The organism is Streptomyces sp. 8N616, from assembly GCF_052246385.1.
Lineage (GTDB): Bacteria > Actinomycetota > Actinomycetes > Streptomycetales > Streptomycetaceae > Streptomyces.
This window is the reverse complement of record NZ_JBQQBY010000035.1, coordinates 37,190-55,286: the sequence shown is the minus strand read 5'-3', so window position 1 is coordinate 55,286 and position 18,097 is coordinate 37,190. Positions and strand designations below refer to the sequence as shown.

General features: G+C 69.2%; 14 protein-coding genes. 6 read left to right on the top strand and 8 right to left on the bottom strand.

Going from position 1 to position 18,097, the window contains the following annotated elements:
- Positions 1 to 10: 10 nt before the first annotated feature.
- From ACTWQC_RS27535 to ACTWQC_RS27525, 3 genes are all read right to left on the bottom strand, one after another.
- Positions 11 to 1,330, bottom strand: coding sequence for a glutamine synthetase family protein (locus ACTWQC_RS27535; RefSeq protein ID WP_443318512.1), 1,320 nt, complete (start codon positions 1,328 to 1,330; stop codon positions 11 to 13).
- Positions 1,331 to 1,347: 17 nt separating this feature from the next.
- The gene (gene panB, locus ACTWQC_RS27530; RefSeq protein ID WP_443318511.1) at positions 1,348 to 2,259 is read right to left on the bottom strand and encodes a 3-methyl-2-oxobutanoate hydroxymethyltransferase; all 912 of its coding nucleotides are present in this window, start codon (positions 2,257 to 2,259) and stop codon (positions 1,348 to 1,350) included.
- A gap of 148 nt (positions 2,260 to 2,407) precedes the next feature.
- The gene (locus ACTWQC_RS27525; RefSeq protein ID WP_443318510.1) at positions 2,408 to 3,085 is read right to left on the bottom strand and encodes an RraA family protein; all 678 of its coding nucleotides are present in this window, start codon (positions 3,083 to 3,085) and stop codon (positions 2,408 to 2,410) included.
- A 357-nt stretch (positions 3,086 to 3,442) separates the two neighbouring features.
- Between ACTWQC_RS27525 and ACTWQC_RS27520 the strand changes: the two genes are divergently transcribed.
- From ACTWQC_RS27520 to ACTWQC_RS27500, 5 genes are all read left to right on the top strand, one after another.
- Positions 3,443 to 4,495: a branched-chain amino acid aminotransferase gene (locus ACTWQC_RS27520; RefSeq protein ID WP_443318509.1), complete on the top strand. Its 1,053-nt coding sequence runs from the start codon at positions 3,443 to 3,445 to the stop codon at positions 4,493 to 4,495.
- Between the two features lie 36 nt (positions 4,496 to 4,531).
- A complete protein-coding gene (locus tag ACTWQC_RS27515; RefSeq protein WP_443318508.1) occupies positions 4,532 to 5,209 on the top strand; it encodes a LuxR C-terminal-related transcriptional regulator in 678 nt (225 codons plus the stop codon).
- Positions 5,193 to 6,098 carry a cyclase family protein gene (locus ACTWQC_RS27510; RefSeq protein ID WP_443318507.1) on the top strand — a complete coding sequence of 302 codons (906 nt, stop codon included), beginning with the start codon at positions 5,193 to 5,195 and terminating at the stop codon, positions 6,096 to 6,098. Before ACTWQC_RS27515 ends, ACTWQC_RS27510 begins: the two co-directional genes overlap by 17 nt.
- Positions 6,099 to 6,107: 9 nt before the next feature.
- Positions 6,108 to 6,995 (top strand): Rossmann-like and DUF2520 domain-containing protein, encoded by an 888-nt coding sequence (locus ACTWQC_RS27505; RefSeq protein ID WP_443318506.1) that lies wholly within the window; start codon positions 6,108 to 6,110, stop codon positions 6,993 to 6,995.
- 82 nt (positions 6,996 to 7,077) lie between these two features.
- Positions 7,078 to 8,409, top strand: coding sequence for a cation:proton antiporter (locus tag ACTWQC_RS27500; protein WP_443318505.1), 1,332 nt, complete (start codon positions 7,078 to 7,080; stop codon positions 8,407 to 8,409).
- 12 nt (positions 8,410 to 8,421) lie between these two features.
- On the opposite strand, the gene ACTWQC_RS27495 is transcribed toward ACTWQC_RS27500, so the two are convergent.
- From ACTWQC_RS27495 to ACTWQC_RS27485, 3 genes are all read right to left on the bottom strand, one after another.
- A complete protein-coding gene (locus tag ACTWQC_RS27495) occupies positions 8,422 to 10,071 on the bottom strand; it encodes a BTAD domain-containing putative transcriptional regulator (RefSeq protein WP_443318504.1) in 1,650 nt (549 codons plus the stop codon).
- Between the two features lie 841 nt (positions 10,072 to 10,912).
- Positions 10,913 to 11,383, bottom strand: coding sequence for an ATP-binding protein (locus ACTWQC_RS27490; protein WP_443318503.1), 471 nt, complete (start codon positions 11,381 to 11,383; stop codon positions 10,913 to 10,915).
- Positions 11,384 to 11,392: 9 nt separating this feature from the next.
- Positions 11,393 to 11,581 (bottom strand): hypothetical protein, encoded by a 189-nt coding sequence (locus ACTWQC_RS27485; protein ID WP_443318502.1) that lies wholly within the window; start codon positions 11,579 to 11,581, stop codon positions 11,393 to 11,395.
- Positions 11,582 to 11,934: 353 nt separating this feature from the next.
- Here ACTWQC_RS27485 and ACTWQC_RS27480 point away from each other — a divergent pair, with 353 nt between their 5' ends.
- Positions 11,935 to 14,754 (top strand): BTAD domain-containing putative transcriptional regulator, encoded by a 2,820-nt coding sequence (locus ACTWQC_RS27480; protein ID WP_443318501.1) that lies wholly within the window; start codon positions 11,935 to 11,937, stop codon positions 14,752 to 14,754.
- A 23-nt stretch (positions 14,755 to 14,777) separates the two neighbouring features.
- On the opposite strand, the gene ACTWQC_RS27475 is transcribed toward ACTWQC_RS27480, so the two are convergent.
- Together ACTWQC_RS27475 and ACTWQC_RS27470 are read right to left on the bottom strand one after the other, a co-directional pair.
- Positions 14,778 to 14,903 (bottom strand): hypothetical protein, encoded by a 126-nt coding sequence (locus tag ACTWQC_RS27475; protein WP_443318500.1) that lies wholly within the window; start codon positions 14,901 to 14,903, stop codon positions 14,778 to 14,780.
- A gap of 167 nt (positions 14,904 to 15,070) precedes the next feature.
- The gene (locus tag ACTWQC_RS27470) at positions 15,071 to 17,920 is read right to left on the bottom strand and encodes a BTAD domain-containing putative transcriptional regulator (RefSeq protein ID WP_443318499.1); all 2,850 of its coding nucleotides are present in this window, start codon (positions 17,918 to 17,920) and stop codon (positions 15,071 to 15,073) included.
- Between the last annotated feature and the right edge of the window lie 177 nt (positions 17,921 to 18,097).

The window sequence follows — 18,097 nt, the reverse complement described above, 5'->3', positions numbered from 1 at the left end:
ATGGGTGGCTTCAGACCGCTTCGAGGTAACGCGACCGTTCCCAGTCGCTGACCTCGAGGTTCTGTGCCGCCGTTTCCCCCATGCCGAGCCGGCACAGGATTTCCACCAGCTCCCGGCCCAGCACCGACCTCACGAACTCGCTTCCGCGCAGCCGCGCGACCGCGTCCTCGATATGGCCGGGCAGCGGATCCGCCCCCGACGGCTCGTTGGCGTCGGAGCAGACGGCAGGGTCCAGTTCGAGTTGCTTGGTCATGCCGGTCAGTCCGGCGACGAGCTGCGTCGCGACGGTCAGGTACGGGTTGGCGTCCGCCGTCGCGACCCGCTGTTCGAGCCGGGTGGCGTCCCGGTCGCGGACCAAGGCGCGTACGGCCGCGCTGCGATTGTCGATCCCCCAGGTCAGATGGGTGGGAGCGAACGAATGGGCGACGGTCCTCTTGTATCCGTTGGGCGTGGGCACGGCCACGAGGTGTGTCTCGGCACAGTGAGACAGCAGCCCGGCCAGGTACGCCTTCGCCGCAGCGCTCAACTCCCCCTTGCCGGCGTCCCAGAACACGTTCTGGCCGGTGTCGTCGGACCACAGGCTCTGGTGCACGTGCAGGCCGCTGCCGGCCGCGTCGCTGAGCGGCTTGGCCATGAACGTCGCCAGGTAGCCGTGCCGGGCCGCGATCTCCTTCGCCGCGTAGCGGAAGAACATCAGGTTGTCCGCCGCGGCGACCGCGCCCGCGTACCTCAGGTTGATCTCGACCTGCCCCGGGCCGTACTCGGCCTCGAACGCCTCGATCTCGACCCCGGATGTCTCCAGGGCCGCTCGGACGTCGGTCACCACGGGATCGAGATAGGAGTTGTCATGCAGGCTGTAGACGGGGATCCGGTCGCGGCGCGGCCGCAGGGTGTCCCGGTCCAGCAGGTAGAACTCCGTCTCCAAGCCGACGCGCGGCACCAGCCCGTCGGCCAGGCACTGCTCCTCCGCCTGCCGCAGAACGTAGCGCGGATGGAACGGCACCATCGCTCCGTTCGCGTCGACGACGTCGCAGAAGACCAGCGCAGTGCCCGGGCGCCATGGCACGACCCGCAGCGTGGAGAAATCGGCGCGCAGGAACACGTCGGGGTAACCGGTCACCCAGTTGTAGGTGTCGTCGTGCACCAGATCCAGGGAGTAGTCGAGGCAGAACACAGCCCCGGAAAGGCACACCTCGGGCTCGTGCCCGCGCCGGAACGCCGAAGCCGGAAGCCGCTTCCCGCGCAGCGCTCCCATCGTGTCCACGATGGCCAGTTCGACGGTGTCGATCGCGTTCTCGGTCAGGAACTGGTCGACTTCTCGGGAATTCATACGGGGACCCCTGGCTCTCAGTGGAAGCAGTGTTCTGCGGCCGGGAACTGCCTGCTGCGCACTTCCCCGGCATACTGCGCGGCCGCTGTGCCGAGAACGTGCGCGAGGTCTGCGTACCGCTTCACGAAACGCGGCACGCGCCCGGTGCGCAGGCCGGTCATGTCCTGCCAGACCAGGACCTGCGCATCGCAGTCCGGCCCGGCACCGATCCCGACCGTGGGAATCGACAGCTCGTGTGTGATCTGTTTGGCGGTTTCCGCCGGCACCATCTCCAGCACGACCGCGAAGGCGCCCGCTTGCTGCAGCGCCAGCGCGTCCTCGACCAGACCCGCTGCAGCCGATCCTCGGCCCTGTATGCGGTAGCCCCCCAGGTTGTGCTCGCTCTGCGGGGTGAAGCCGAGATGACCCATCACCGGTACTCCCGCAGCGACAACGGCCTCGACGTGTGGGGCAAAACGCCGCCCGCCCTCCAGTTTCACCGCGTGCGACCGCCCTTCCTTCATGAATCGCACCGATGTCCTGACCGCCTGCTCCGGCGACACCTGGTACGAGCCGAACGGCAGATCCGCGACCACCAGGGCTCGTTTCGTCGAGCGGGTCACCGCGCGTACCAGGGGAACCAGCTCGTCGACGGTGACGGGCAAGGAGGTCTCGTATCCGTACACGTTGTTCGATGCGGAGTCGCCGACGAGCAGCACCGGGATTCCGGCTTCTTCGAAAATCGCGGCCGAGTACATGTCATAGGTGGTGAGCATGGGCCAGGGCTCGCTCCGCTCCTTCATCTCGCGGAGATGGTGGATCCGGACCTGTTTGGTCAGCGCGGCGCTGCGGCCGCCTGAGCCGTAAGGCGCCACCGTCTCGTCGGCGGAAGCTCCGGCAGAATTGGTCATGATAGGGCTCCATTTCGGTTGTGAATTCCAGCGCTTCATCGGAGCAGCGGTCCGTGATGTGGCGACAGGCCACGAACCGGCCGCCTTATGCTTGCGGCGGCCTTGTCCCGCTGACGTGGAGTCAAGCAGAGGGCCTACGCAGACGGTATGGCGTATTCGCCGCGCCGACATCGCGCGCGCAGGGCGCTTACAGCACCCCGAAATTCTTGAAGGCCTTCGTCATCGGCGTTCCGGATGTCAGCGCTCGCAGCAACCCGCGCTCGGCACGCGCCTTGTCGAGCGCCGCCGCCACCACTTTCTCGGCGAGTCGGCATGGAATGACCACGGCGCCGTCGGCGTCGCCGAAGACCAGGTCACCCGGTTCGATGCGCACGCCGTCGATCCGCACCGCTACGCGGTGTGCCACGGTCTCCTGCCTGCCCTTGGAGTCCCGCGGACCGGCACCGCCGGCCAGGACAGGGAGCCCGAGCGCCCGGATGGCGCGCGTATCCCGGACCAGGCCGTCGGTGAGGACACCGGCCGCACCGCGCGCGTGCGCGGCAGCCGACAACAGCTCACCCCATACTGCGAAGTCGGTGGCACGACCGGTCGGAATGACCACGACGTCGTCGGCGGATAGCTCATCCACGGCCGTGATCACGCCCTCGTACGGCGCGCCCGAAGGGTCGTACACCCGTTGGATCAGCACGGGAAACGCGAAGCCGGCCAGCACCTGGTCCGGGGCGATCGGTGCGATCCCGGCATCCAGACACTGCCTGGTATGGCCGAGGTCGTCGAGGATGTCGGACAGCAGCGCGGTGTTCAACTCCGTTCGCACTTCGGTGAGGTCGATGGCCGGATGATGGGGCTGTGCATCGGCGGTCAAAGTGAATTCCTCTCCTGGACCGGTTATTCACGGGGCCTGGGAGCGTAGCGGCCCCGCCGAACGAGCCACATCACGTATTGGCACAGCTCGTATCCTGTGCCGCGCGGTGGACCGGGCGGCTCGAAGGCCGGAATCCCAGTCGCGTGATAACGACCGGCCAATTACGCCATACCGCAGGCCGCGCTGCTCTGCTTCGATCGGAAGAGGGCCGTGCAGTCCACACTCGGCCGGCCCCTGCCCTCGGAATTCGACTTCCCAGCGGAAATGAGTCAGCGGATGAACCTGGATTCCGTCGCACGCGGGCCGACACGCAATCGACGTAAGTCGTTGTTCGAGATCACCAGGACCACGCCCGCGATGACTGCGAAACAACGCCGCGCCCGCATGTCCCGACCGGGCTTCGGCTCCGTCTTCACGGAACACATGGTCTCGATCCAGTACGCGGACGGCCGATGGCGGGACGAGCAGGTAATGCCCTACGGTCCGGTGCCGTTCGATCCCGCAACGGCCGCGCTCCACTACGCACAGAGCATCTTCGAAGGGCTTCGCGTGTTCCGGGCGAGGGACGGCGGTGTGCATGCCTTCCGGCCGGACGCACACGCCCGCCGCTTCCGGGAATCCGCGCGCCGGCTGATGATGCCCGAACTGCCCGAGGACCTCTTCGTCGCCGCCGTGGAGGAATTGGTCCGATGCGACGAGCCCTGGATCCCCGAGGATCTCGGCATCACGCTGTACCTGCGGCCGGTCATGTTCGCGACCGAGCCGTTCATCGGGCTTCGGCCCGCACGGACGTACCGGTTCCTGCTCATCGCCTGCGTCGCGGAGGCGCTGCTCGGCAACGACACCGGTGCCCTGTCCGTGTGGGTGAGCGAGGGGTACTCGCGGGCGGCGACCGGCGGCACCGGAGCGGCCAAGTACGCGGGCAACTACGCCGCAGCGTACCGCGCTCAAGCCGAGGCCGAGGAGAACGGCTGCGACCAGGTGGTCTGGCTCGACTCGGCCAGCCGCAGCTGGGTCGAGGAGATGAGCGCGATGAACCTCTTCTTCGTGTTCGGGCGGGAGTCGCAGGCCCGGCTCGTGACCCCGCCGCTCACCGGCACCCTGCTGGCGGGCGTGACGCGGGACTGCCTGATGACCCTGGCCGGCGACCTGGGCTTGCCGGCCGTCCAGCGGCCGGTCTCGTTCACCGACTGGCGCGATGGAGCTCGCGACGGGCGGATCACGGAGACCTTCGCGTGCGGCACTGCCGCGCGGATCAGTCCGATCGGGCGGGTGCGCTCGCCGAAGGGCTCCTGGCTGATCGGTAACGGCGGATCCGGGCCGGTCACCCGTGAGTTGGAAGCACGGCTGTCAGCGGTGCAGAACGGGCTGGTTCCGGACACGTACGGCTGGCTGCACAGGATCGCGTGACGTCAAGCAGAGCAACCACGGTCAAGCGGAGCAAGTATGAGCGAAGAACAAACGCAACGGCCCCTCACGCTACTTCTCGTCGACCATCACGCGCTGTTCCGGGAGGGGCTGGCCGAGATCTGCTCCGCCGAGGACGACCTCGTCGTCGTCGGGCAGACCGACACCGCCGAGTCCGCCGTCGTGGCGGCGGCCCAGGAAAAGCCGGACGTCGTCGTGGTGGACGTCTCCGTCCCGCAGCCGGACCCGGCGTGGATCCTGCGCGCCCTCGGCCGTGCCGCACCCGCCTCCAGGGCGATCGTCTTCACCGAGAAGGAGGAGCCGCGGCTGGTCACGCGGGTGGCCACCGCGGGCGCCCGCGCCTACGTACTCAAGAACGCCACCAGGGTGGAGATGCTCTCGGTGATCCGTGCGGTGGGAAACGGCCGGGAGAACGTGCTCTTCTCCGGGACTCCGCGGGCCCTCAACAACCTGCACCGGCCAGTCGACGGCCTGCTCTCCAGGCGAGAGCTGGAGATCATCGCACTGGTCGCCCAGGGGATGACCAGCGCCCAGATCGCCGCGAACCTCTACATCTCAGGCGGCACCGTCAAAAGGCATCTCACCAACATCTACACCAAGCTCGGCGTCGCCTCCCGGATCCAGGCGATCAACAAGGCAACGGCGTTGGGCCTGTTCCCCGAGAGGGTGATGAGCAGCTATGAATCCGGTTCGTGAGGACGGGGGCACGGCCCTCGAGGGGTCGCGTGTGCCCGCCGGTTCCCCGTTCGGCGGGCACACGCACGAGTTCGTCGATCTCACCCTGCTCATCGCCGAGGACCTGCCCTGTTACTGGCCGACGCACCAGCCGTTCCAGCACAAGACGTGGAACTGGTTCCGGGACCAGCGCGATCCGGCCGCGACGGTGCGCAACCGGACCGGCCCGTACGCGACCCGCTGGATGGCCATCGACGAGCACACCGGTACCCACGTCGACGCGCCGAGCCACTTCATCCCACCACCGGGATCGGGCCTCGCCCACAGCGGGCCCGCCGCCGCCGTCTCCGCCGACGGCATACCGCTCAGCCAGACGATCGGTCCCGCGGCCGTCATCGACCTGACCGACCTCCCGGAGGGGACGGAGGCCGGGGTCAGCCCGCTGGTCACGCCCGCCTCGATCGAGTCCTGGGAGGACGCGCACGGACGACTCGGCAGCGCCGACATCATCCTGCTGCACACCGGCTGGGACCGTCACTACCAGCGGGGGCAGGCCGGTGAGGCCTACCTGGGGGATGCCGTCAGGGGCAGCCGACCGGCCTGGCCGGCGCCGGATGTGGCGACGGTGGAACTGCTGCTCGAGCGGGGGGTGCGTTGCATCGGCACCGACGCGCCGTCCATCGGGCCCGCCCACGGCGACCTCGGGCAAGCGGTCCACGTGGCCGGCCTCGGCCGCGGGGCCGTGTTCATCGAGTGCCTGACCGGGCTGGACCGCCTCCCGCCGCGGGGCGCGTGGTTCTGTTTTCTGCCACTCAAGGTCGAGGGCGCGACGGGAGCGCCCGGCAGGGCGATCGCGTCCGTTCCGGCCGCCGCATATCCGCCTGAGCCACGGCACGCGCGCGGACGGTGATCTGAGGCCATGGAGGTCATACCAGCAGCGGAGCTCCAGCGGCTTCGGGCCGGCATCGTTTCCGCCGGACGCGTCGGCGCCGTCCTCGGCGCGGCCCTCGCGCGCGGGGGACACCCGGTCTCGGCTGTGCGCGCCGCCGGCCCGAACTCCCGGCGCCGAGCCGACCAGTTGCTGCCCGGCGTCGCGCGGGCGGACTCCGACGGCGTGGCCAGGCGCTGCGACCTGTTGCTGCTGGCCGTGCCGGACGACGTGCTCGCCGAGGTCGTCGGTGACCTGGCAGGCAACGGTTCACTGCGCACCGGCCAGATCGTGCTGCACACGTCGGGCGTGCACGGCGTCGGCGTGCTCGAACCCGCCGCCGCGTCGGGCGCCCTGCCGGTGGCCCTGCACCCCGCGATGACGTTCACCGGCGGCGCCGAGGACCTGGAACGGCTGACGTCATGCGCGTTCGGGGTCACGGCGGCCGACGACGCCACGGCCCGCATCGGTGAGGACCTCGTACGGCAGTTGGGCTCCGAGCCGGTGCGGATTCCGGAGACGGCGCGGCCCCTGTACCACGCGGCCCTCGCGCACGGCGCCAACCACCTCCTTGCGCTGGTCAGCGACTGCGTGAACCTGCTGCGCGGTGCCGGGATCGACTCGGCGGAACGACTGATCGACCCCCTGCTGCGCGCCTCGCTGTCCAACGCGCTACAGCATGGCGCCGCGGCCCTGACCGGACCGGTCGCCCGAGGAGACGTACGCACGATCGGCCGGCACCTCGACGTGCTGGGCCGGCAGGCCCCCGAGCTGCTGCCGACCTATCGCGCCCTGGCCGTGCGCGCCGCGCACCTCGCCGCCGGCGCCGGCCTGTTGCCCCCCGAAGCGCTGCCTGCGGTCGAGAAGCGTCTGCGCTGAGTGGTCGTCAAGTAAGGAGGCAGCCGGTCACTGGCCGACCCGTCGCCGCCCCGTGAAACCCCGTCCTTCGGAGGCTGTCACCATGTTCGCCCAGACGCCTGTGGAACCCCTGCCGGCCACCCAGTCGTTGATATTCCTGCTCCAGGTCGGCCTGCTCCTGGCCCTGGCCCACGCGATGGGAAGGCTCGCCATGAAGTGCGCCATGCCTTCCGTCGTCGGCGAGTTGTGCGTGGGCATCGTGCTCGGTCCGACGCTGCTGCAGCTCACGCTGCCCGAAGTGTCGTGGTGGCTGTTCCCCACGGAACCGGAGCAGATGCACCTACTGGACGCGGTCGGGCAGATTGGTGTGCTGCTTCTGGTGGGTCTCACCGGGGTTCACCTCGATGCCGCTCTGGTGCGCCGCCAAGGGCCGACCGCGGCCAGGGTCAGCGGTTTCGGGCTGATCATCCCCCTGGCCCTCGGCACGGCGACCGGCTACTGGCTACCCAGCTCGCTCACCCCGGACGGCGCGGACCGGACCGTGGTCGCTCTCTTCCTCGGGGTCGCCATGTGCGTCAGCGCCATCCCGGTCATCGCCAAAACCCTCATGGACATGAACCTGATGCACCGCGACATCGGCCAACTTACGCTGACCGCGGGCATGGTCGACGACGCCTTCGGCTGGATGATGCTGTCGTTGATCTCGGCCATGGCCACCACGGGATTAACCGGCGGAGCGGTGCTGTCCGCGCTGATCTCGCTGGCCGGCGTGCTCCTCCTCGCGGCCGTGGCCGGGCGGGGCCTTATCCGGCCTCTCTTCCGGTTGACCAACGGAGCAGCCGACGTGACGCCCACCATCGCCACGGCCATGACGCTGATCCTGCTCAGTGCGGCGGGGACCCAAGCGCTCCATCTGGAAGCGGCCTTCGGGGCATTTGTCTGTGGGGTTCTGATCGGCAAGTACGGCAGGCCGGACCCGGCCCGGCTGGCGCCGCTGCGCACCGTCACCCTGGTCGTCTTCGCCCCGCTGTTCTTCGCCACGGCGGGCCTGCGGATGGATCTCACCGCGCTGGGCCGACCAGCGGTCCTCGCCACCGCGGCGGTCGTCCTCCTCGTCGCGGTGGTTGGCAAGTTCGCCGGGGCCTACGTCGGGGCGCGTACCAGCGGACTGGGCAACTGGGAGGCGCTCGCCCTCGGGGCCGGAATGAATGCCCGCGGCGTCGTCGAGGTGATCGTCGCCATGATCGGCCTGCGGCTTGGCGTGCTGAATACCGCGACCTACACGGTGATCGTGCTGGTCGCGATCGCCACCTCGGTCATGGCACCACCCCTGCTGCGGATTGCGATGACACGGATCGAGCAGACAGCGGAGGAGACGGAGCGATGTGATCGCCAGCAACTGTCTCCCCCCAGCCTTCCCACTGGGGATCGCTGAGCGATCGCGCGATCATCGGTGCGCATGGTCCCCGCCCGCGGCCGGGCCGGAAAAAGGGGGCGGGCAGGGACCCGCCCAGGCCTGTCCAGACCCGCGGTGCCAGGCCGGCCGTGGGGCGGGTGGGTCCTCGGGCACCGGGCGGGTCAGCTCGTCGTTCTCAGCAACGGAAGGAGCAGCGAGGCGCTCGCTCCGCTCTCGGGCTACTCTCCGCTCCCCGGGTGGCTTGTCCTCAGGGCTACCGCCCTTGACCCGCTCCGCCCGCCGGGCCTGCAGCGCTTCCCATCCCCTGGGTGGCTCCGGGCCGACCCGGTAGGCGATGCCGATCTCGCTCGCCCGCCGGGTGGCCTCACAGACCCGCACCTCTCCTGGAGGCACCAGTGCGAGCAGCCGGAGACATCGGTCCAGCACTCCACCGGTCACCGTGGGCGGGGCGGTCGCGTCCTCGGGCTGCACCCGTATGAAGGCGTCGCCGGTGACCACCGCGACATGTGCGCGCCCGACAGTTCCAGGACGGCCGGTCGCGGCTCCGGAGTCGCGGGCACCGAGCCGGTCGCGGATCGCCAACCCTGCCTGCACCGCCCGTACCGCATGGTCCTCACTGGTGTCGGCCACTCCGAACAGCGCCGAGAAGACCGACCCCAGGGTGCTCCCGACAGATCCGCCGAAACGCTCACACTCCTCGCGGACAGCCGACTCCACCTGCCTCAGGACGTCGTCGACGCCCGCCGGGTCCTGCCTGTCGTCCCCGGTACTCGAACGGGCCCACACCAGCACGGCGCTGATCTGTTTGCGCTCTGGTCCGCGGTGCACCGCCGGCTCGCCGCCCCCTCCGGTCACCGTGACGGGGCCCGCGATCGCGGCGGGCCGCACCTCGGCCGTGTCCGGCGCGCCATCTGCGGTTCCAGAGGGCGCCGACCGCGTCGGGGCATCCAGCTCCGGGGCGTGACACAGGATCGCCTGCTCCAACCTCCGCAATTCAGGGCCAGGTTCGAGGCCGTAGCGCTCGACGAGCTGGGTCCGGGCGCTGCGGTAGGCCGCGAGCGCGTCGGTCTGCCGGCCGCAGCGGTACAGCGCCAGCATGAGCTGGCCGCACAGCCGCTCCCTGGACGGCTCCGTGGCGACGAGCGCCTCCAGTTCACCGAGCACTTCGCTGTGGCGTCCGGACCCCAACTCGGCCTCGATGCAGTCCTCCAGAGCGTCCAGCCGCGCATTCTCCAAGGCGGCCAGTTCCGGCCAGGCGACCCCGTTCTCGACCAGGTCGGCCAGTGCCGGGCCCCGCCACAGCGCCAGCGCCTCCCGCAGCACGCGGGCCGCCGACTCATACCCCCCGGCAGTCAGGTCGGCTCGCCCCTGATCGACTAGATGCCGGTAGCGGAACAGGTCGACGCAGTCGGCGTCGACCCGGAGCAGATACCCGGGAGTATGGGTCAGCAGCATGGCCCGGTCAGCGGCACAGGTGTCGGCGGACAACACCCGGCGCAGGTCCGAAACGGCGTTCTGGAGCATCTTCCGTGCCGTCAGGGGGGTGCCGCCCGGCCACAACGCGTCGAGCAGCCCACTCGTCGCCACGACGCGATTGGCGTGGATGAGCAGATACGCAAGCGTCGCACGTTTGGTGATCCCTCTCACCGGCACCAGTGCGCCGTCACGAAAGACTTCCAAGGGACCCAGTAAGCAGAACTCCACGTGGCCTCACCTGTTCCTTGCTGCCTGCACCCCGCCTCCCGCGCGGTCGTTGTGGAAGGCCACACCGGGCAGGAAAACGGTTCTGCATTCCCTCCCCCAAGAAGTTTGCAAGATGCAGTAATTGAAGGGAATACAACTTACTGCACACGCTTTTGCGTGAATGCAGCATATACTTCGACGCTATGTGGACCGGATTCATCATACGTGCGAGGGAGTCACACCCCCTCCGTTCCGAGAAAATCCCTGGAATGCTTCGGGCGATCTCACCGAGCGCATCAAGATAATTACAGCCGGCGGACCACGCCCCGGCTCTTACACGTTCCCTACTTAACGCAACCTGGGCAATGGGCGCGTATGGCATATTACGCTTTCGTGTAGGCGGGTTACGAAATTCCACTCCCGGACTCACCCGGCGGCCAACGAGGGGGAGAGGCCTTGTCCGGCCCCCTGCGGTTGTTCATTCGAAGCGGCGAAGAACGTGGTCACCGCGGCGGTATGCCCGGCGAAGGGAGCCGAATCGACTCGTCGATGACGAGCCATTCACTCGTCTCCTCGACTGACGCGGGCTCCGGGAAGGTCGCGGCGTCACGAAGCACGGACCGAGTGAAGCCCCTGGTGGGACGGTTCTGTCTCTCACAGGGATCTTCCAGGTCGGCGACTGCTGGGGACATCGCCCGGCGGACAAGGGCTGCCTCGGCACGGGCATCGGTGTCCTCGTCTCGCATCGCCGCCCAAGGACCCATCACACAAGGACCTGAGCAGCCACCTCTGGAGCGGTGTTGGAAGCCCCGCACCCCCAAACGGCGGCTGCCACAGATCAGTTGCGGTCGCTGTCGGCTGCGGAGCTCGTGCGGAACGAGCACCACGTCGTTTTGGTGCCGTGGGGGTTCTTGCGAAACCCCCACTTGTCGGAGAGGTACTTCACCAACTGCAGTCCCCGCCCACCTTCCTCTTCACTGCTCGCCTGCCGCAGTACAGGCTCAGCAGGAGAGTCGTCTTCGACCTCGACACACAGCGCATCGCCGTTGTACTTCAATGTAAAACCGATAGTCCCGCAAGGGATGCATTTGACAGCGTTGGTGACCAGCTCACTGGCCACGGTCTGAGCGTCTTCGACCAGAGCGGTCAGTCCCCATCGAGGCAGCTGCTTCGCCACCAGATCGCGAGCGGCTTTGGGGAGCGTCTCGATATGGTGGTCGACCGGGATGGGACCTAACTGGACCTGCCGTGGAGTGGTCGAACGCAGAGTGTTCTTTCTCCAGAGATGGCCGGCACCAGTCCCGGTCATTGCGGCTCCTCAGACGTAGAATGGGTTCGGCCCGGGAGTATGCATTTGAAATGCCCAGCGTCCCTGGCGTCCCACCTCTGCATTCTCGACGGATGCGTCCTGATCCATAGGAACGTTTTCCGCAGGCTCCAGCAACGCCTTCGCCCCGTCGACCCGCGTCCAGTCAGTCCGCGCCCGGTGCGGTTCGTCGGCATCCATGACCCAGTGATACAGCACAGGCGGACGGAGGGCCTTGTACGGTTCTTGCCAAGCCCTTGCACGCCCCGCAGGAGGTTGTCAGGGTCGTAAGCCGCGAAGCCAGGGTCCGGGATGCCAGCGCTCCGGGACCGCCCCGGGCCCCCAGGGGTGCCAGCCCCGTCACGGCCGGGCTGCGCGTGCACAGGGGCACGAGGGCACTACTGCGCTCCCTCACCTCACGATCGCGCTCTGCTGTGCCCCGACGCGCCCATGGGCCCCGCGTTGTTGTTGTGCAATTGCCCAGCGGAGCCTTCTCTTGCCGAGTTTGCTGTCCGAGGGACATTCCAGGTCACAGAAGCCGGGGTGGAGCAGTGGTGGTGGAGTTCGGGGTGCTGGGCAGCATCGAGGCGCGCGTCGACGGTCAGCTCGTCGAGCTTGGACTCGCGCGGCAGCGGCTGCTGGCCGCCTTGCTGGTCAACCTCAACCAGGAGGTGTCGATCGACGAGCTGGCGGAACGGATCTGGGGGACGGAACAGGCTCAGCGGGGCACCCTGTACGGCTATCTGTCCCGGCTGCGGCGGGCGCTGGCCGCGGCCGAGGGCGTGGAAATCACCCGCAGGCCGGCCGGGTATGTGCTGGCCGCCGATCCGGCCATGGTCGATCTGCACCGGTTCCGCGATCTGGTCGGCCGGGCTCGTACGGTGCAGGACGACGGGCAGGCCGCGAACCTGTTCGGGCAGGCTTTGGAGTTGTGGCGGGGCGAGGCCCTGGCCACGGTGGACACCGCATGGGCCGGCATGGTGCGCGAGGAGTTGCACCACGAACGGCTGGCGGCCGAGCTGGACCGGACCGAGGTACGGCTGCGCCTGGGCCAGCATGCCGAGCTGCTCGCAGGCCTGCGGGCGCGGACCAAAGAACACCCCTGGGACGAGCGTTTGGCCAGGCAGCTGATGCTGGCGCTGTACCGGTGCGGGCGTACCGCGGAGGCGCTGGGACACTACCAGCACACCCAGCGGCGGCTGGCCGAGGAACTGGGCATCGACCCCGGCCCGGAACTGCGACGGTTGCACCGGCAGATCCTTACCAAGGACACCGCCCTGACTCCCGGAGCGGGTGACGCCCCGGCTTCACCGGTGCCGCGACAGTTGCCCGCGCCCCCGGCGTTGTTCACCGGCCGGAACCGGGAACTGGCCCAGCTGTCCGCGGTGCCCGCCGAAGCGACCCCGGACGGGGTGGGGGGCACGGTGGTGGTCTCGGCGATCGGCGGGATCGGCGGGATCGGCAAGACGTACCTCGCCCTGCGCTGGGCCCACCAGAACCTGGACCGCTTCGGCGACGGACAGCTGTACATCAACCTGCGCGGCTTCGACCCCAGCGGGGAACCGCTGGCCCCCTCGGTGGTCATCCGCGGCTTCCTCGACGCTCTCGGTGTGGCGTCAGAGGCGGTGCCCGCTGACCCCGATGCCCAGGCGGCGTTGTATCGCAGTCTGGTGGCGGGCAAGCGGATGCTGGTGATGCTGGACAACGCCCGCGACACCGCCCAGGTAGTTCCGCTGCTGCCCGGCAGCCCGAGCTGCACGGTCCTGGTCACCAGCCGCCACCAGCTCACCGGCCTGACCGCCACGCTCGGCACCCAGCCCCTCGCCCTGGACACGCTGCCAGAAGCCGAGGCCCGTCAGTTACTCGCCCGCCACCTGGGAACCGACCGGCTGGCTACCGAGCCTGATGCGGTTGCTGCGCTGCTGAAGCACTGCGCGGGCCTGCCCCTGGCTCTGAGCATCCTCGCCGCCCGCGCCGTCGCCCGGCCAGGGCTTCCCCTGGCCCATCTCGCCGAGGAACTGACCCAGGCCAGCGCCCGACTGGACGCGCTGGACGCCGGGGACCTCAGCGCCGACCTCCGCGCGGTGTTCGCCTCCTCCTATCACACCCTCAACACCGCGGCAGCCCGTGCCTTCGCCCTGCTCGGACTCGTCCCCGGCCCCGACATCAGCCTGCACGCAGCCGCGAACCTCACCGGGACCACCCCCGCCCGCACCCGGGTACTGCTGCGCACCTTGGAGACCGCCCACCTGATCCAGCAGCACACCCCCGACCGCTACCGCATACACGACCTGGTCCGCCTCTACGCCGCCGAACGCGGCCACCATGACCTGGACGAGGCGGACCGGACAGGAGCCCTGCGGCGGCTGCTCGACTTCTATCTGCACACCGCGTACCACGCCAACCGGCTGCTCTACCCGCACTGGACGATCCGGCTGGAACCGGGCGCGCCCGCCGACGGCTGCACCCCCCACCAGTGTGCGGACGTAGCAGAGGCACAAGCGTGGTTCCAGGCCGAACTCCCCTGCCTGCAAGCCGCCCCGCAACTCGCCCGCGCCCTCGGCTGGCACACCCTGACCTGGCAGCTGCCCGAGGCACTGTTCAACATCCGGATGAGGCAAGGCCGTCTTGGTGAGGATCTGGCGATGTGGCGGACCGCGGTCGAGGCCGCCGAACGGCTGGACGACCCGGCCGCCCATGCGGTGGCCCGCCTGCGCCTGGGACAAGCCTGCAGCCTGACGGGCCATTACGACGAGGCCCGCTCCCATCTGGAGCAGACCATAGCCCTGTTCGAACACACCGGTGACATCCTGGGGCAGGGCCAGACCCACTTCTGGCTCGGCATAACGTGGGAGCAGCAAGGTGAGCCCCAGCAGGCGCTGCTGTGTCACGGGCGTGCTCTGGACCACTACCGGGCCGTTGGCGACGCCCTGCATGAGGCCGGAGCCCTCAACACCCTGGGGTGGTGCCATGCCCGGCTGGGCCGCAATGAACAGGCCCACGGCTACTGCGAGCAGGCCCTGGCCATCAACCGGGCCGAAGGCGACCGCTACGGCGAGGCGCTCAACCTGGAGAGCCTGGGCTATATCGCCCATCACCGCGGCCGGCACCGGGAGGCCCTCGACTACTACCACCAGGCCCTCACCCTGGTCCGAGAGGCCGACGCCACCTGGAGCGAAGCCAAGATCCTGGGGTGCATCGGCGATGTTCACCATGCTTTGGGCCAGCACGCCGAGACCCGCCGGGCCTGGCGGCGGGCCCTGGAGCTGTACCGGATCCAGCACCGCACCCCACAAGCCGCACACATCCAGCAACAACTCGACACCCTCAACGACACCGAATCCGACGCAGATCCGCCCGCCCGGGCCGAGTGAGGTGTTCCAAGCGCTGATCATTCTCAGATTCGGCTGAGGACGAGGCGGCGCGGGCTGAGGGTGATGTACTGCAGGCTGCGCCGACGTTGCTCGAGTTCGGCGGCGCCTTCACCCAGGGCGCGGATGTGCCGCACCAGCATGTTGAACATGCGGGTGTCGACACCCGGGGGCCTGCTCGGATTGGCCCTGCATGGGATCACGTTGGGCCCGACGCAGTTCGCCGGTGGTGGCTGTGGTCCCTGCACGAGTACGGCATGTCACCCGGGCCGGTCCCTGCCTTCGGGTGTCCCGCGGCGCCCCGCCCCCTTCGCGACCGTTACACGGCCGGGGCAGGTGGATCTGCGTCGGATTCGGTGTCGTTGAGGGTGTCGAGTTGTTGCTGGATGTGTGCGGCTTGTGGGGTGCGGTGCTGGATCTGGTACAGGTCCAGGGCCCGCCGCCAGGCCCGGCGGGCTTCGGCGTGCTGGCCCAGGGTGTGGTGGGTACCGCCGAGATACTCCAGAACCTCGGGTTCGTCCAAGGTGGTATCGGCCTCCCGGACCAAGGTGAGGGCCTGGTGGTAGTAGTCGAGGGCCTGCCGGTGCTGGCCACGCTGATGGGCGATATAGCCCAGGCTCTCCAGGTTGAGAGCCTCGCCGTAGCGGTCGCCTTCGGCCCGGTTGATGGCCAGGGCCTGCTCGCAGTAGCCGTGGGCCTGTTCATGGCGGCCCAGCCGGGCATGGCACCACCCGATGGCGTTGAGGGCTCCGGCCTCATGCAGGGCGTCGCCAACGGCCCGGTAGTGGTCCAGAGCACGCCCGTGACACAGCAGCGCCTGCTGGGGCTCACCTTGCCGCACCCAGGTCCAACCGAGCCAGAAGTGGGCCTGGCCCTGCCCCAGGATGTCACCGGTGTGTTCGAACAGGGGCAGGGTCTGCTCCAGATGGGCATGGGCCTCGTCGTAACGGCCTGTCAGCATGCAGGCCTGTCCCAGGCGCAGGCGGGCCACCGCATGGGCGGCCGGGTCGTCCAGCCGTTCGGCGGCCTCGACCGCGGTACGCCACATCGCCAGATCCTCACCGAGACGGCCTTGCCTCATCCGGATGTTGAACAGTGCCTCGGGCAGCTGCCAGGTCAGGGTGTGCCAGCCGAGGGCGCGGGCGAGTTGCGGGGCGGCTTGCAGGCAGGGGAGTTCGGCCTGGAACCACGCTTGTGCCTCTGCCAGGTCCACACACCGGTGGGGGCTGCAGCCGTCAGCGGGCGCGCCCGGTTCCAGCCGGATCGTCCAGTGCGGGTAGAGCAGCCGGTTGGCGTGGTACGCGGTGTGCAGATAGAAGTCGAGCAGACGGTACAGGGCGGTGGTGCGGTCTTGTTCTTCCAGGTCGTGGTGGCCGCGTTCGGCGGCGTAGAGGCGCACCAGGTCGTGCATCCGGTAGCGGTCGGGGGTGTGCTGCTGGACCAGGTGGGCGGTCTCCAGGGTGCGCAGAAGCACTCGGGTGCGGTCGGGGGTGGTTCCGACGAGGCTGGCGGCCGCGTGCAGGCTGATGTCGGGGCCGGGCGCCAGCCCGAGCAAGGCGAAGGCGCGGGCTACCGCGGTGTTCAGCGTGCGGTAGGAGGAGGCGAACACCGCGCGCAAGTCGGCGCTGAGGTCCCCGGCGTCCAACGCGTCCAGCCGGGCGTCGGCCTGGGCAAGCTCCTCCGCGAGATGGGCCAGGGGAAGCCCCGGCCGGGCGGCGGCACGGGCCGCCACGATACTCAACGCCATGGGGAGACCCGCGCAGTGCCTCAGCAGCGCAGCAACCGCATCAGGCTCGGTAGCCAGCCTGTCGGTTCCCAGGTGGCGGGCGAGTAACTGACGGGCCTCGGCTTCTGGCAGCGTGTCCAGGGCGAGGGGCTGGGTGCCGTGCGTGGTGGTCAGGCCGACGAGCTGGTGGCGGCTGGTGACCAGAACCGTGCAGCTCGGGCTGCCCGGCAGCAGCGGGGCCACCTGGGCAGCGTCGCGGGCGTTGTCCAGCATCACCAGCATCCGCCTGCCCGCCATCAGGCTGCGATACAACGCCGCTTGGGCATCAGGATCAGCCGGCACCGCCTCTGACGCCACACCGAGAGCGTCGAGGAGACCCCGCACCGCCACCGAGGGGGCCAGCGGTTCCCCGCTGGGATCGAAGCCGCGCAGGTTGATGTACAGCTGTCCGTCGCCGAAGCGGTCCAGGTTCTGGTGGGCCCAGCGCAGGGCCAGGTACGTCTTGCCGATCCCGCCGATCCCGCCGATCGCCGAGACCACCACCGTGCCCCCCACCCCGTCCGGCCCGTCCGCCCCGGCCAGCGCGGCCGTGAGCGCGGCCAGTTCCCTGTCCCGGCCGGTGAACAACGCCGGGGGCGCGGGCAACTGTCGCGGCACCGGTGAAGCCGCCTGCACCGGAGCCGACCCGGCAGCCACTCCGACTCCGGGGGTGAGGGCGGGGTCGCCGGTGAGGATCTGCTGGTGCAGCTGCTGCAGCTCTGGGCAGGGGGTGATTCCCAGCTCCTGGGCCAGGACCTTTTGGGTGCGCTGGTAGTGCGTCAGTGCCTCCGCGGTACGCCCGCACCGGTACAGCGCCAGCATCAGCTGCTGGGCCAAACGCTCATCCGACGGATGCTGTCCCGCCCGAACTCGCAGGCCTGCGAGCAGCTCGGCATGCTGGCCCAGGCGCAGCCGCACCTCGGTCCGGTCCAGCTCGGCCGCCAGCCGTTCGTGGTGCAACTCCTCGCGCACCATGCCGGCCCATGCGGTGTCCACCGTGGCCAGGGCCTCGCCCCGCCACAACTCCAAAGCCTGCCCGAACAGGTTCGCGGCCTGCCCGTCGTCCTGCACCGTACGAGCCCGGCCGACCAGATCGCGGAACCGGTGCAGATCGACCATGGCCGGATCGGCGGCCAGCACATACCCGGCCGGCCTACGGGTGATTTCCACGCCCTCGGCCGCGGCCAGCGCCCGCCGCAGCCGGGACAGATAGCCGTACAGGGTGCCCCGCTGAGCCTGTTCCGTCCCCCAGATCCGTTCCGCCAGCTCGCCGATCGACACCTCCTGGTTGAGGTCGACCAGCAAGGCGGCCAGCAGCAGACGCTGGCGCGCGGGACCAAGCTCGACGAGCTGACCGTCGACGCGCGCCTCGATGCTGCCCAGCACCCCGAACTCCACCGCCACCGCGGTTCCACCCCATCATCCTTGACCTGACTCGTCCGAACCTCGTCTTCTGGAGTACGGATCTTGCCGGGCGATTTTAGACGCGCCGACAGGTTTCCCGCGCTGTGTGGGCGTATGCCAGGAGCAGCCAGGCATGGCCAGGGGGGCGCACAACGGGGTCGCGCTGCCGCGAACGTG